This window comes from Brotaphodocola sp., assembly GCF_050873065.1.
Classification (GTDB): domain Bacteria; phylum Bacillota; class Clostridia; order Lachnospirales; family Lachnospiraceae; genus Brotaphodocola.
Genome location: NZ_JBNMIC010000028.1, coordinates 24,776 through 39,443, shown reverse-complemented (window position 1 = coordinate 39,443; position 14,668 = coordinate 24,776). Strand labels below are relative to the sequence as shown.

General features: G+C 47.8%; 12 protein-coding genes. All 12 read left to right on the top strand.

All coding sequences use genetic code 11. The annotated features are described in order from the left end of the window. Window positions 1-167: 167 nt before the first annotated feature. The 12 genes from ACR0QE_RS08805 to ACR0QE_RS08750 all read left to right on the top strand — a co-directional run bounded on the left by ACR0QE_RS08805 (window position 168) and on the right by ACR0QE_RS08750 (window position 14,661). Window positions 168-2,678: a TIM-barrel domain-containing protein gene (locus ACR0QE_RS08805; protein WP_432627994.1), complete on the top strand. Its 2,511-nt coding sequence runs from the start codon at window positions 168-170 to the stop codon at window positions 2,676-2,678. Window positions 2,679-2,740: 62 nt separating this feature from the next. Continuing rightward, the gene (locus ACR0QE_RS08800) at window positions 2,741-4,078 is read left to right on the top strand and encodes an MATE family efflux transporter (RefSeq protein WP_432627993.1); all 1,338 of its coding nucleotides are present in this window, start codon (window positions 2,741-2,743) and stop codon (window positions 4,076-4,078) included. Between the two features lie 222 nt (window positions 4,079-4,300). After that, window positions 4,301-5,005 (top strand): FadR/GntR family transcriptional regulator, encoded by a 705-nt coding sequence (locus tag ACR0QE_RS08795; RefSeq protein ID WP_432627992.1) that lies wholly within the window; start codon window positions 4,301-4,303, stop codon window positions 5,003-5,005. 236 nt (window positions 5,006-5,241) lie between these two features. Further along, window positions 5,242-6,489: an enolase C-terminal domain-like protein gene (locus ACR0QE_RS08790; protein WP_432627991.1), complete on the top strand. Its 1,248-nt coding sequence runs from the start codon at window positions 5,242-5,244 to the stop codon at window positions 6,487-6,489. Between the two features lie 33 nt (window positions 6,490-6,522). Next, window positions 6,523-7,530 carry a TRAP transporter substrate-binding protein gene (locus ACR0QE_RS08785; protein WP_432627990.1) on the top strand — a complete coding sequence of 336 codons (1,008 nt, stop codon included), beginning with the start codon at window positions 6,523-6,525 and terminating at the stop codon, window positions 7,528-7,530. 14 nt (window positions 7,531-7,544) lie between these two features. After that, the gene (locus tag ACR0QE_RS08780) at window positions 7,545-8,039 is read left to right on the top strand and encodes a TRAP transporter small permease (RefSeq protein WP_432627989.1); all 495 of its coding nucleotides are present in this window, start codon (window positions 7,545-7,547) and stop codon (window positions 8,037-8,039) included. Beyond that, window positions 8,040-9,323, top strand: coding sequence for a TRAP transporter large permease (locus ACR0QE_RS08775; RefSeq protein WP_432627988.1), 1,284 nt, complete (start codon window positions 8,040-8,042; stop codon window positions 9,321-9,323). It abuts the gene before it with no gap. Between the two features lie 197 nt (window positions 9,324-9,520). Then, window positions 9,521-10,561, top strand: a complete 1,041-nt coding sequence (locus ACR0QE_RS08770) for a zinc-dependent alcohol dehydrogenase (protein WP_432627987.1) — start codon at window positions 9,521-9,523, stop codon at window positions 10,559-10,561. A gap of 95 nt (window positions 10,562-10,656) precedes the next feature. Then, window positions 10,657-11,430, top strand: a complete 774-nt coding sequence (locus ACR0QE_RS08765) for an SDR family NAD(P)-dependent oxidoreductase (protein WP_432627986.1) — start codon at window positions 10,657-10,659, stop codon at window positions 11,428-11,430. A gap of 357 nt (window positions 11,431-11,787) precedes the next feature. Beyond that, window positions 11,788-12,999: a 6-phosphofructokinase gene (locus tag ACR0QE_RS08760; RefSeq protein WP_432627985.1), complete on the top strand. Its 1,212-nt coding sequence runs from the start codon at window positions 11,788-11,790 to the stop codon at window positions 12,997-12,999. Between the two features lie 188 nt (window positions 13,000-13,187). Continuing rightward, on the top strand, window positions 13,188-13,697 hold the full coding sequence (locus ACR0QE_RS08755; RefSeq protein ID WP_432627984.1) for an SEC-C metal-binding domain-containing protein: 510 nt from the start codon (window positions 13,188-13,190) through the stop codon (window positions 13,695-13,697). A gap of 208 nt (window positions 13,698-13,905) precedes the next feature. Next, entirely contained in the window at window positions 13,906-14,661 is a 756-nt protein-coding gene (locus ACR0QE_RS08750) for a class I SAM-dependent DNA methyltransferase (protein ID WP_432627983.1), read from the top strand. Window positions 14,662-14,668 lie beyond the last annotated feature (7 nt).

The following is a 14,668-nucleotide window of genomic DNA, read 5'->3' as shown; positions in this document are numbered from 1 at the left end:
ATCAGAATAACTCCTTTCTTGGATGTAGGTTTATAGTTTTTAGTCAACTCTATTATACCATATCCGGTGAGGAGTTATTTGTTTATAGGTAACAAAAAATGCCGTATTTATGCGGCTTGTGGCGTTTCGCAAACGCCTAATATATAAGAAAGCGAGAGGAAAGAAAAATGCTGTTACATGAATGCAAATCAATCGAAAAGACAGAGAATGGCTATATTCTTCACGGAGACACCGCAGATGTTCTGCTGATTTTTATGACGGATGATGTGATCCGTATCCGCGTAAGTTTTCAGAAAAACTTTAAAGAGGAGTCTTATACCTTAGTCACGACAGCGTGGGAGGACCGCATGGATGACCTTTTAAAGGGAGAGAGAGTGCGGATTCAGGCTCTGGACGTTCCTTGCGAGGAGACGGAGAAGAAACTGGTATTTTCCACTCAGACCTGTACGCTCGAAGTCAACAAGAAGCCTCTGTATTTCACCTTGAAGACTCTGGATGGAAAAATTATTTATCAGGATTTAAGAGAGCGCGCCTTTGAGGAGGATCAGCTTGGCCGTCTGTCGCATTTCTCTAAGATCGATATGGCAACCGACCATTTCTATGGATTTGGTGAGAAGACCGGACATCTCGACAAGAAGGGCAGAAGACTCAGAATGTCTCCAAAGGATGCGATCGGTCATGATCCGGAGCACGGCGATCCGATGTACAAGCATATCCCGTTCTATATTCGGGTAAATGAGAAGAACCTGCATGCAGTCGGACTTTTCTACCACAATTCCTACGACAGTGTCTTTGATATGGGACAGGAACTTTCCGGATACTGGGATCGCTACTGCTACTATCAGACGGATGGCGGTGACATCGACCTCTTCCTGCTCAATGGACCGGAGATGTCCGCTGTCATTGACCGCTACACAATGCTCACGGGACGCAGTGCGCTGCCGACCAAACAGTCACTCGGTTACTGTGCTTCGACGATGTATTATGCAGAGCTGGAGAAAGACTGTGACAAGGAAATTTATCAGGTCATCGACAAGCATGAGAAAGAGGAAATTCTGATCGATAATTTCTGGCTTGCTTCCGGTTATTCAAGCGGCGAGGAAGACAATCTTCGCTATGTGTTTAACTGGAACTATAAGAGATTCCCGAATCCAAAGGAATTCTTTGACAAGATGAATGCGCGTGGAATCAATGTGATTCCGAACCTGAAGCCGGGTATTCTGAAAAATCATCCGTATATGGATCTTTTTGAGAAAAATGATGTTTTCATCAAGAATCCGGACGGAAACGGCGATTACTATGGCAGATGGTGGGGCGGTGAAGGCCGTTTCTTCGATTTCACAAATCCAAAGTCGAGAGAAGTCTGGAAGAATCTTCTGGAAGAGCGTATCTTAAAGATGGGAACGAAGACGGTCTGGAACGACAACTGTGAGATGGATGGTGTCGAGGATCGAAATGCAAAGTGTGATTTTGAGGGAGAGGGCGGAACGATGGCAGAGCTCAAGATCCTTCACTCGAATCTGATGGCATTTCTGGCAAAGCAGGCACTTGCAGATGTATATCCGGGAGAGCGTCCGTACATCATCAACCGTGCAGGTTACGCAGGAATCCAGAGATACGCGCAGGTCTGGGGCGGTGATAACCTGACTGACTGGAGAACCGTAAAGTTCAACATTGCGACGATCATGGGAATGGGACTTTCCGGCTGCGCAAACATGGGCTGTGATATTGGCGGTTTTGCGGGCGGCGCTCCGGAGGCGGAACTTCTGCTTCGCTGGATCCAGAGTGGTATCTTCCAGCCGCGCTTCTGCTTAAATTCAGCAAACAACGACAATACCGTGACTCAGCCATGGATGTACGAAGAAAATATGGAGTATGTGAGAGCAGCATATGCACAGCGTTACCGCATGCTTCCGTATCTGTACAGCCTGATGTATGAGGCAAACCAGAACGGCATGCCGGCGATGCGTCCGCTGTTTTTGGAGTTCCCGGAGGACGTGAAGTGTTACAGTGATGAGAACCTGACCTTTATGTTCGGAAAGAGCGTGCTTGTCGCAAACGTTGTGGAACCGGGGGCAAAGACCCGCACGATCTATCTGCCGGCAGGATGCAGATGGTTCGATATGAATGATAATCTGAGAGAGTATGAGGGCGGTCAGACGATCACAATTCCGGTGACGCTTGGAAGCATTCCGATGTTCCTGAGAGGAAGCAGTGTCTATGTGACGAGTGAAGATGTAAAACACATTCTTGCCGATACGATGAGACAGGTAGATCTTCTTGTGAGTGCAGATACGGATACCAGCTTTGTGATGTACGATGATGATGGACATACGGAAGATTATAAGAATGGTGTCTATGCAAAGACCACGATCGATGTGAAAGCAGGCGATCAGACGGCAATCACCTTTGACACAGAGGGATCTTACGAAAGCCCGGTAGAGAAGATGACGATCAGACTTGTCAGCAAACAGAAAGGTGCATTCTGGGTAACAGTTGACGGTGAGAAGATTACCCGTTATATTGTTAAGGATGGATGGGATGCTGCTGAGTCTGGATGGTATTACAATCTCTCAGACAGAACCATCTGGGTAAAATATCCGGTTCCGAAGAAGAAAAATTATAAAGTTATCATTTCCAGGGAGAAATTTGACCTGATTGGAATGGTGGAAGAATAAGAACAAGTTTTCTCGGAAACCGAACAGAGAAAAACAGATAGGATGAGAGGAAAAAGACAAGTATGAGCAAAGAAACGACAATGGATCTGACGACAGGAAGTCCGATCAGACAGCTGTTTTTGTTTTCCATTCCGCTTGTGCTCGGAACGGTGTTTCAACAGCTTTACAGTTTTGCGGATACCGTCATTGTGGGACGATTCATTGGCGTTTCTGCATTGGCGGCGGTCGGCACGACGTATTCCCTGAACTTTCTGATTCTGGGATTTGTGCAGGGACTCTGTGTGGGATTTGGAATCCTGATCTCGCAGAGTTTCGGCGCACATGACCGGAGAGAATTGCAGACATTTTTCGTGAATGGAGTGATTCTTGCAGCGGTGATCGGTGCAGTTCTGACTGTTGTGACGGTGCTGATGGCGGAGCCTCTGCTGAGACTGATCCGGACGCCGGAGGACATTCTCGGAATGGCGGTGGAATACATCAAGATCATCTTTCTTGGAATTCCTGCCACGATACTCTACAACTATTCGGCGAGTGCGCTCAGAGGAGTCGGGGATTCCAAACATCCGTTTTATTTCCTGCTCTTCTCGAGTGTGCTCAACATCGCGCTGGATTACCTGTTCATTGTGCCGATGAACGGCGGAGTTGCGGGAGCGGCGTGGGCGACTGTCATCAGCCAGCTGATCAGCGGAATTCTCGATATGTACTGGCTGCTGTTCCGCATCCGTCTGATGCAGGGATGGAAAAATGGATTTCAGATCAGCGGTTATCATGCAAAGCGCCTCTGTGTCGTCGGTCTTCCGATGGGATTTGAGTATTCTGTCTCGGCAATCGGAGCTGTTGTGATGCAGGGGGCGATCAACAGTCTCGGAAGCATTGCAGTGGCAGCCCAGACAGCGGGAGAGAAGATCCGCCAGATGTTTACGCTTCCGATGGAGAGCGTCGGCATGGCGATGGCAACTTATACCGGACAGAATTACGGTGCAGGGCGGATTGACCGCATTAAGGAAGGCATCAAGAGCGGACTCAAAATCCAGTACATCTACTGCGTGGTTGTATGGATCGCAATTTTCTTCTTAAAAAAGCCGTTTGTCGGTCTTGTGCTCGGAGAGACGCAGAGTGAAGTGGCACTTGAGGCGGTTCAGTATCTTTTTATCATGAGTTTTCTGTTCTTTATCCACGGCTCTCTGATGATTATGAGAAATACGCTTCAGGGTCTGGGATACAGTTTTCAGGCAATCATTTCCGGAATTGGAGAGCTTGTCGGGCGAAGCCTTGGCGGTCTTCTTGCAGTCTGCGGGATGGGATTTACGGCGATCTGCCTCTCAAATCCGATGGCATGGCTGTTTGCGCTGATTTACTGCTGCGTGACAGTGAGACATTATCTGAAAAAAATGGAATAGAGAATAAAGAAGTTTTAGTATTTGGGCCCCCTTATCTGTACAGAATGGCTGACAGATGAGGGGGTCTGTTTGTTTTGGCTGACAGGAAATTGATAATTGATTGACAAAGAAATTGATGATTCGTATAATAAAAGTATGTTGTACGGTTGTCTGACAAATCAGAGGGACAGAAAAGGGGCGAAAACCGTGATTACATAAATAAAAAGGGAGAGAGGAAAGTTTATGATTATTTCGCGTTCAAACATCACGGACCAGATTGTTCAGTATTTTAAGGAGAAGATTGTTTCCGGAGAATGGAAAGTCGGGGAGAAGATTCCATCGGAGAATCAGCTCACGGAGACTCTAGGTGTGAGCCGTGCGAGTATCCGAACCGCCATTCAGCAGTTAGTCGGGATCGGGGTGCTTGAGAGCCGTCACGGAAAGGGAACTTTTCTTCTCGATGATGAGGTGGATGAGGGAGGAGCGGGAGACGGGAAAATCACTGCCCAGGACTGCAAAGATACGCAGAAAGTGTTGGAATTTCGACGGATTGTTGAACCGGAAGCGTGTTATCTTGCGACGGAGAATGCGACGGACGAGTTGATTGATCAGCTTCAAAAGGCACTCGATGAGATGGCAGGAAACAAGGAGAATCAGAAAGCGTTTATCGCGGCGGATCTTCGATTTCATGAGCTGATTTGCAATGCCTCGGAGAATCTGCTTCTGGAGAAGAGTATGAGCAAGGTGTTTGAGGAGGCAGGGCGAGATCAGGCGCGGACGTTTCAGCTCTTTGGATTTAAAGATGGAATCTATTATCACCGCTTGATTCTGGATGCGATCAAGAAAGGGGATGCAAAGCGGGCGCGCGAGAGCATGTTTGATCATCTCCAGATGGGAATTGATAAGTTGAACAGCCAAAGCAGAGAGATGGAATCCCAAAAGGAATAGTGTCTAGTATATTCTGCACAAAAATATGACTTTAAAATATGAAAAATAGACAAAAGATTGCATTTGAGACAAAAAGGCAGACAAAGTAGTTGACAAAACAGACAAGGGTGATTATAATCACAGTATAACTTGTCAGACAAGATAAGATGAGAAACAGGGAACAAGAAAGGCTGTCAAATGGCAGCCTTAAACAAAAAGACAACTTGTCAGACGACTTACAAGAAAGGGGTATAAGGATGGCAGTAACAATCAGCAAAGTACGGGTAATCTGTACCGCACCAGAAGGAATCAATCTTGTGGTTGTGAAGGTAGAGACGAATCAGCCGGGATTATATGGTCTGGGTTGCGCAACTTTTGCTTACCGGCATCTTGCGGTAAAAACCATCGTGGAGGAGTATCTTGATCCGCTTCTGAGAGGACGGGATGCAGAGAATATAGAGGAGATCTGGCAGCTGATGCATCAGAACGCCTACTGGAGAAACGGACCGGCGGAGAACAATGCGATCTCCGGTGTAGATATGGCACTCTGGGACATCAAGGGAAAGATGGCAGGAATGCCGGTATATCAGCTGTTTGGAGGAAAATGCCGTCAGGGAATTCCGGTTTACCGCCATGCGGATGGAAGAGATCTCGAGGAACTCTGTGAAAACATTGAGCGTTTCCGGGAGATGGGAATCAAGACGATCCGCTGCCAGTGCGGTGGATACGGTGGAGAAGATTATGGAAATACACCGAAGGATGCTCCGGCGGGCTCCCTTCCCGGCATCTATCTCGACTCCAAGTCTTATATCCGTGATACAGTAAAGCTGTTTGAAGGAATCCGAAATAAGATCGGATATGAGATGAATCTGGTTCACGATGTCCATGAGAGAATCGCTCCGGTTGAGGCGATCCGTCTGGCACAGCAGTTGGAACCGTTTGATCTGTTTTTCCTCGAAGATCCCGTGTCGATCGAGCAGACTGACTGGCTTCGCCGTCTGCGCGCTCAGACGAGCATTCCGATTGCAGAAGGAGAACTCTTCAACAATCCGGCAGAATGGAAGCATCTGATCAGTGAGCAGCTGATTGATTTTATCCGTGTCCACATCAGCCAGATCGGAGGAATCACTCCGGCGAGAAAGCTTCAGATCTTTGCAGAGCAGTTTGGGGTGCGCACTGCATGGCATGGACCGGGAGATATGTCTCCGATCGCGCATGCTGCCAATATCCATATTGATCTGGCGGCACAGAATTTTGGCGTACAGGAGTGGTCGGGAATTGAACCTCCGAACTATGTGATTCAGGATCTGAAAGGACCGCACGGAGCACTTCTTGAAGTCTTCCCGGGTCTTCCGGAATATCGGGACGGTTATGTATATGCGAATGATAAGCCGGGACTTGGCGTGGATCTGAATGAAAAAGAGGCAGAGAAATATCCGTGTGAAAATACCGTTACCCGTTGGACGCAGACGAGAAGGAAAGACGGAGCGCTCCAGACACCGTAAGCGAGGGGCATCTTTGTACTGGGAGGGATTAGAATGAAACGCACACAAGTAGCAGTGCTCGTAGCGGTGGGCGCATTTGTGGCAGGCGCGGTCGCAATCTGGCACGATTCAAAACCAATGGTATCCTCTGATGGAACGATTACGCTTCGCATGGCGCAGACTTCCTCGGAGACAGGAGCGATCGGACAGAGCATGAATGAGTTTGCCGATGAAATTTATGATCGGACAGACGGAAGATATAAAATCGAAGTTTATCACAACGGACAGCTCGGAGCAGAGATTGACACGATTGAGGGATGTCAGATGGGAACGATCGACATTGCGGTGGTCAATCAGTCTACACTTGGAAACTTTATCAGCGATTTTCAGGCATTGGATATTCCGTATCTGATCACATCGACCGATCAGGCAGACCGTGTATTTCTGGGAGAGATTGGGGATTCTTTTCTGGAACGGCTCTCCGGCGTGCAGCTTGTCGGTCTTGGAATCTGGGAGTCCGGATTCAGAAATCTGACAAACGGAAAAAAGGATATCAATTCGGTTGACGACATCAAGGGACTCAAGATCCGCACGATGGAGAACCAGATTCATATCGCGTTCTGGAAGGCACTCGGAGCGGATGCAACCCCGATGGCATGGGGCGAGGCATACACCGCACTTCAGCAGGGTGCTCTCGATGGACAGGAGAACCCGTCTACGGTTATTCTGACAAACAATGTGGCACAGGTCAACAGTCATCTTGCAATTACGGAGCATGCATACTCTACCGTATTTCTGATTATGAGCCCGACAACCTGGGCGTCGTTGAGCGAGGAAGACCAGAAAATTTTCAAGGAGGTCATGGATGAGTGCAGCCAGAAGGAGAGAGTACTCAGCCGCCAGATGGATGCAGAAGCTGTGGAACAGCTCCAAGAGCAGGGAATGACCGTTACCTATCCGGAAAAACAGCCATTTATTGATGCAGCTTCCTCTTTGTATGAGACTTGGGAGAAAGATTATGGAAAAGTGATGTCGGATATCCGGGCACTGAAGACAAATTAGGTGGGAGGACGAGAATGAAGCAGATAATTCGAGCGTTTCTGGCAATGCAGAAAGTGGTCACAGCGGTGATCAGCATTGCATTGACTGCCATGATTGCAGTTGTATTTTTGCAGACTTTCTGTCGCTTTGTAATATTTAGAAGTCTCTCCTGGTCGGAGGAATTGTCGCGTTATTTATTCGTTGCGGTGATTGTTCTCGGTGTCAATCTCGCAATGAGCAATCACATGATGGTGAGAATCGAGATCATTGACAATTACCTGAAAGGAAAAGCTGCGGTAGTCATGAATCTGGTTCGCCGTTTTGTGGCATTATTTGTAAATGTTATTTTTATGTACAGTGCGTTTAAGCTGATTGAGATTGGCGGTTATCAAACAAGCCCGGCAATGAGCATTCCGATGAGTTTTCTGTACAGCATTATTCTGGTTGGATTTGTGCTGAACGTGCTGGCAGCTCTCATGGATATTTATCAGACTTATGTGCGTCAGGTATCGGGAAAGGAGGAAAAATAAATGCAGACAGCAGCAATAGCCTTGATTGTGGTTCTGATCGTTGCGATGGCGCTTGGCTTTGAGATTACTTGGGCGCTGGGACTTGCGTGTATCACAGCAGTCCTTCTCGATCCGAAATTAACATTTGTGGTGATTTCTCAGAGAATTTTTGCAAACTCCAATAGCTTTTCGATGCTCGCGATTCCGGCATTCATGCTGGCAGGTGACATCATGTCGAAAGGCGGACTCTCAAAACGTCTTGTCGCGTTTGCGGATTCCCTTGTCGGCTGGATCTCGGGAGGCATCTCTCTGGTGTCGATCGTGGCATGTACGTTTTTTGCGGCAATCTCCGGTTCTTCCGTTGCGACGACCGCAGCGATCGGTGGTCTGATGTACCCGGAGATGGTTGAGCGCGGATATCCGGAAGATTATTCGGCAGCAGTTCAGGCGATCGGAGGAACACTCGGAATCGTCATTCCGCCGAGCATCGTTATGGTTATCTATGGAAATATCACAGGTGTTGCAGTCGGAGATCTTCTGATGGCGGGCATGCTTCCGGGAATCATCTGCTGTGTCTGCCTCTGTATCTATGCTTTTTACAAGGCAAAAAAATATAATTTCCCGAAGGCGGACGGATTTTCTTTCAAGCGTTTCCTTCTCTCTTTTAAGGATGCGGTCTGGGCTTTGATTATGCCGGTGATCATTCTCGGAGGAATCTATGCCGGAATTTTCACTCCGACGGAATCCGCAGTTGTGGCAGTTGTGTATGGACTTCTGGTATGTCTGCTGATTTACCGCGAAGTGACGCTCAAGAGTGTATGGGAGATCATTCAGAATACTGCTGTCGGAACGGCGAACCTGATGATTCTGGTTGTGACAGCGCAGATGTTTGGATGGCTGATTTCTTATTATCAGATTCCGCAGTATGTGACAGAGTTCATGCTTTCCTACGTTTCCGGAAAATACATGTTCTGGGCAATTATCATCATCTTGCTGACGATTTGCGGAATGTTCCTCGAGGTTGGTGCGACAAACCTGATTTTAGCACCGATTCTGGCACCGATTGCAGCGGCATTTGGAATTAATCCAGTTCAGTTTGGACTTGTGTTTGTATTCCTGTTAGCGATGGGACAGGCAACTCCGCCATTCGGAACTTGTATGTTTGTCGCATGCGGAATCAGCAAACGCTCCGTGGGCGGTGTCTCAAAACAACTGGTACCGTTTGTTCTGGTTGAGATTTTGTGTGGAATCCTTTTTGCACTGGTACCGGCGCTGTCGACGCTGCTTCCGAGTCTGATTTCCTGATAAAAATGAGATCAGAAAGAACAGAAAAAATCGGAAATCGAGGAGCAGAAATTTTTGCGGAAGTAATTCAAATTAACAAATAAAAAGAATCAAAAAGAGTTAAAAAGAATCAGAAAAGTCAAAATGATCCATCCAGTCCATGCAGGAATGGAAAATAGGAAAGATGAGAGTTCTGTACAAAAAGGAGGTATATTACAATGAAAAATACGATGAAGGAAGTTGTAGTAGTAAAACCGCACGAGTATGAGGTGAGAGAAGTTCCGGTTCCGGAGCTTCAGAATGAGGATGAGGTTCTGATCCAGATGAAATCTGCCGGTGTCTGCGGAAGTGATCATCACATCTATCACGGACTGAATCCTTGTTCCACCTATCCGCGCATTCCGGGTCATGAGAATGCGGGAGTGATTGCCAAGGTTGGAAAGAATGTCAAGAATGTGAAGGTTGGAGATCATGTTATTGTTGATCTGATTTCGACCTGCGGAACCTGTTATCAGTGCAGAATCGGAAGAAAGAATGTCTGTGAGCATGTGAAGGTGCGCGGATCAGGTGCAGACGGCGGCTGGAGAGAGTATTTCACAGCACCGGCAAAGGAAGTGTACAAGATCAGTGATTCTGTTGACTGGAAGGATGCAGCTCTCGTGGAGCCGTATGCGATCGGCGGACATTGCACGAGTCGCGCGAGAATCGTTCCGGATGATGTCGTCTTCATTCTCGGAACAGGAACGATCGGTTCGATCATTCTTCAGACCTGCAAGGCGAAGGGATGCAAGACTGTGATCTGCTGCGATGTGGATGAGGCATCCTTAGATCGCGCAAAGGGATATGGCGCAGATTATGTGATCAATTCCAAGACGGAGGATATCGTAAAGCGGATTCAGGAGATCACAGAAGGCCATGGCGTGACGGTAGCTTTTGATTCTGCCTGCTTCCCGGGGTCTCTTACCATGTGCATGCAGCCGGGAATCCTCTGCAATGCGGGACGTATGATTCCTCTCGGATTCTCGACAGGAAAAGAAGAGATTACGCAGGCGATGATCAACCAGAGAGAGCTTGACATCATTGGTTCGAGAATGTCCTGCTTCCAGTTTGAGCCGACGATTGAGCGCATGGAGAAGGGAGAGCTGAACACAAAGGGAATCGCAACGATGTTTATCCCGTTCTCTGAGATCGACAAGGTATTTTACAACATGGATCATCCGACTCTGGAATCCAAGAAGATGGTAATCCTGTTTGATTAAAGAAACGCTGAGACTGGCAAGAGACAGGTAGAGAAAAAACGTAGACAAGATAAAAGCAAAAAGAAAGAAAAAATAGAGAAAAAGGAGAAACAGCCATGAAGTATGATTACAAGAAAATGTTTGATGTAGCAGGAAAGAATGCAATTGTCACCGGAGGCGCTCAGGGACTTTCAAGAGGTATGGCAGAAGGACTTTTGGAGAACGGATGTAAGGTTGTCCTGATTGATGTGCAGAAAGAGAAGCTGGAGCAGGTGTGCAAGGAGTATCGCGAGATGGGATACGAGGCATACGGCGTATGCGGAAATCTGGCAGATCGTGCGGATGTGGACCGCGTTTTCAAGGAGGCGATGGAGATTCTTGACGGACGTCTGGATGTCCTGATTCCGGCAGCGGGAATTCAGCGCCGTCATCTCCCGGAAGAGTTCCCAATTGAGGAGTGGGATCTCGTCTTAAACATCAACTTGAATGCAGTATTCCTGATGATTCAGAAGGCTTTGAAAGTAATGCTCAAGCAGAAGACGGGCGGCAAGATTATCACGATCGGTTCCATGGTAACTTGGTTTGGAGGAACGACGGTTCCGGCATACACCGCATCGAAGGGTGCAGTTTCTCAGCTGACGAAGAGCCTTGCAGTTGACTGTGCCGGAAGAGGAATCAACATTAACTGCATTTGCCCGGGATATATGGATACCGAGATGTGTGCAAATATGACTCAGGCGAGAAAAGATGAGTGCACAGTGAGAATTCCGGCAGGCAGATGGGGAACTCCGGATGATCTGAAGGGACCGGTTCTCTTCCTCGCCTCTTCCGCATCAGATTACTTAAATGGTGCAACCATTCCGGTAGATGGTGGTTATCTGGTAAAGTAATGATTCACCTGCAAATGGATTCTCCTGCTAAAAATAATAGATGAAGCAATAAGACTGTCAGAACGATTCTGATAGTCTTATTTGCATTTTGGTGGTGGATGGAGATAGATTTTACTGTTTTATGAGAGCCTTGTTATAAAAGAAACACAGGTTGACGTTGTCTGCGGAAACCCTTATAATTTTCTTGAGAGAAATCAAAGCAAGGTGACTAAGAACAAGAATGAGTTCAGGTTGATTGGCAAAATCCTAAAACTTAGAATAAAAAAATCAACCATCAACCATCAACCATCAATCATCAACTATCAACAGTCAAGAAAATAAGAAAACAGGAGAAAAACAGGAAGGAAAATTACAAAGATGAAAAACGTGATTGTCGGTCAGTCTGGCGGCCCTACCGCAGTGATTAATGCAAGCCTTTACGGAGTTATCCGTGAGGCACTGAAGTCAGAGGAGATTGGTCATGTATATGGAATGATCAACGGAATCGAGGGATTTTTGCAGGATAAGTACATGGATTTAGGGGAAGAACTCTCGGAGGGAGAGTTAGAGCTTCTGAAGCTGACCCCGGCTGCTTATCTCGGATCCTGCCGTTACAAACTGCCAGAAGATCTGTCAGCAGTTTTTTATCAGACGATTTTTGAGAAGCTGAGAGACTTAAATATCGGATATTTCTTCTATATCGGAGGAAATGATTCGATGGATACGGTGAGTAAGCTGTCCCGCTGTGCGGCGGAGAATGGAAGCGACATCCGTTTCATCGGAATCCCGAAGACGATCGACAACGATCTGATTCTGACGGATCACACTCCGGGATATGCGAGTGCGGCAAAATATGTGGCTTCCACAGTCAGGGAGATCGTGCTTGATGCGTCTGTCTACCAGCAGAAAGCCGTGACGATTGTGGAACTCATGGGACGTCATGCAGGATGGCTGACGGCTGCGAGTGCTCTCGCAAGAAAATTCCCGGGGGATAACCCGATGCTGATCTACCTGCCGGAGTCAAACTTTGAGCTGGGAGATTTTGCGAGAGATCTTGAAAAAGCGCTTGAGAAGAGAAACAGCGTGATTGTCTGCGTGTCCGAGGGAATCTCCGATGCATCCGGAACTTTTATCTGTGAGTACGGGGATGAGGCGATGGTCGACAACTTCGGTCACAAGATGCTGACCGGCTGCGGAAAGGTGCTTGAGAGCTTTGTGCGCCGTCAGCTCGGAATCAAGGTCCGCTCGGTGGAGCTTAACGTGAGCCAGAGATGCAGCGGAATCGAGTCCTCCCTGACGGACATTGAGGAGGCGGCACTTGCGGGAAGCGAGGGCGTAAAGGCTGCACTTTCCGGAAAGACCGGTGTGATGATTGCGTTCAAGAGAACCGGAGATGACCCGTATCAGATGGAGTGTGCAACCGAGGATGTCAACCTGATCTGCAATCAGGAAAAGCCGGTACCGATGGAGTGGATTGTAAATGGAAATGATGTCTCAGAGGAATTTCTCACCTATGTGCGCCCGCTGATTCAGGGGGAGCCGGTGCGCCCGATGAAGGATGGTCTGCCGGAGTATCTGTACAGAAAATAAGAAAAGATTTGCAAAATCGCCGTACTTGTTATATACTATGTAGGAATCTGTACAGAGGGAAATCTGTGCCTAAAGCGTGTATACCTGAAAAACTTGCAGAACAAATTTTGAGACGCGTTTTAGTAAACATTCAGTAAAAAATTAAGAAACATTTATCATGTAAGAAAACGAAGGAAGGAAACAAAGTCATGGCATTATTAGAGACATGGAGAAACCTTGCTTACGGCAATGGTTTGAGCGATAAAGAGAAGGAGAACCTGTGGAACGGTTACTTCACCATCGAGAAGGGCATCTACGAGCAGATTCTTTCCAACCCGACTGAGGTTGTTACCGGAACCGTTAAGGGACTGGCTGAGAAGTACGGTACCGAGGTTCTGATCATGACCGGATTCCTCGATGGAATCAACGAGAGCCTGAAGGGTTACGAGAACCCGATCGACACCATGGAGGAGGATACCGAGGTGAAGATCGAGATCGATCCGGAGAAGCTGTACTACAACATGGTAGAGGCAAAGGCTTCCTGGCTGTATGAGCTTCCGCAGTGGGATTCCATCCTGAGCGAGGAGACCCGTAAGGAGCTTTACAAGAAGCAGAAGGCATCCGGTACAATCCGCAAGGGAAAGAAGATTTTCCCGAACGATCCGTGCCCGTGCGGAAGCGGTAAGAAGTACAAGAAGTGCTGCGGCAAGAACGCATAAGTTGCGAGAGAATACCGTGTATGGCCGTTGATGTTTGCGCAGTGTGTGAACAGCAAGGCCATAAGAGGTGAAAAGAGGAGCAGGAGTATCCGGTTTACGGCGGGGTGCACCTGCTCTTTTTGCCACATGGAAAGAATGGAATGAGTTGCTGTTTGCAGGTATTTACAGGCAGAAAACTATTAGTTGCAAAAGAGGTGAAAGAGAAACGATGGAAGCATACACAGGATTTGCGGCGGTGTACGATCTGTTTATGGACAACATTCCCTATGAGGAGTGGTGTGAGTATCTGACCGGACTTTTGAGAGAATATGAGGTGACGGACGGACTCGTTCTCGATCTCGGGTGCGGAACAGGAAAGCTGACGCGGCTTTTAGCGGATCGTGGCTATGATATGATCGGAGTGGATATTTCCGAAGAAATGCTCGAGATTGCGGCACAGAAGGAGGCCGAGGAGCCGAAGGGGATTTTGTACCTTCAGCAGGATATGCGGGAATTTGAACTGTACGGGACCGTCCGGGCGGTTGTGAGCATCTGCGATTCCATGAATTATCTGATGGAGTACGAGGATCTCGTCCAGGTTGTCCGCCTTGCAAACAATTATTTGGATCCGGGCGGAGTCTTTATCTTTGATCTCAACACCGTGTACAAGTACCGGGAGGAACTCGGAGAGCAGACGATTGCCGAGAACCGGGATGAGAGCAGTTTTATCTGGGAGAATTTCTACGATGAGGAGGAGATGGTCAATGAGTATGACCTGACGCTTTTCATCCGTGAAGACGACGGACGATACGGAAAGTATGAGGAGACGCACTATCAGCGGGCCTATGAGCTGGAAACCGTCAAAAAGGCGATTGCGGAGGGCGGAATGGACCTTGTGGCGATTTATGATGCATTTACACATGAACCGCCGACAGAAGAAAGTGAGAGAGTATATGTGATTGCGCGGGAGCGCGGAAAGGAATAGAGGGATA

Coding starts and splice junctions, on each gene's coding strand:
- ACR0QE_RS08805 (WP_432627994.1), top strand. CDS start 168: ATGCTGTTACATGAATGCAAATCAATCGAAAAGACAGAGAATGGCTAT.
- ACR0QE_RS08800 (WP_432627993.1), top strand. CDS start 2,741: ATGAGCAAAGAAACGACAATGGATCTGACGACAGGAAGTCCGATCAGA.
- ACR0QE_RS08795 (WP_432627992.1), top strand. CDS start 4,301: ATGATTATTTCGCGTTCAAACATCACGGACCAGATTGTTCAGTATTTT.
- ACR0QE_RS08790 (WP_432627991.1), top strand. CDS start 5,242: ATGGCAGTAACAATCAGCAAAGTACGGGTAATCTGTACCGCACCAGAA.
- ACR0QE_RS08785 (WP_432627990.1), top strand. CDS start 6,523: ATGAAACGCACACAAGTAGCAGTGCTCGTAGCGGTGGGCGCATTTGTG.
- ACR0QE_RS08780 (WP_432627989.1), top strand. CDS start 7,545: ATGAAGCAGATAATTCGAGCGTTTCTGGCAATGCAGAAAGTGGTCACA.
- ACR0QE_RS08775 (WP_432627988.1), top strand. CDS start 8,040: ATGCAGACAGCAGCAATAGCCTTGATTGTGGTTCTGATCGTTGCGATG.
- ACR0QE_RS08770 (WP_432627987.1), top strand. CDS start 9,521: ATGAAAAATACGATGAAGGAAGTTGTAGTAGTAAAACCGCACGAGTAT.
- ACR0QE_RS08765 (WP_432627986.1), top strand. CDS start 10,657: ATGAAGTATGATTACAAGAAAATGTTTGATGTAGCAGGAAAGAATGCA.
- ACR0QE_RS08760 (WP_432627985.1), top strand. CDS start 11,788: ATGAAAAACGTGATTGTCGGTCAGTCTGGCGGCCCTACCGCAGTGATT.
- ACR0QE_RS08755 (WP_432627984.1), top strand. CDS start 13,188: ATGGCATTATTAGAGACATGGAGAAACCTTGCTTACGGCAATGGTTTG.
- ACR0QE_RS08750 (WP_432627983.1), top strand. CDS start 13,906: ATGGAAGCATACACAGGATTTGCGGCGGTGTACGATCTGTTTATGGAC.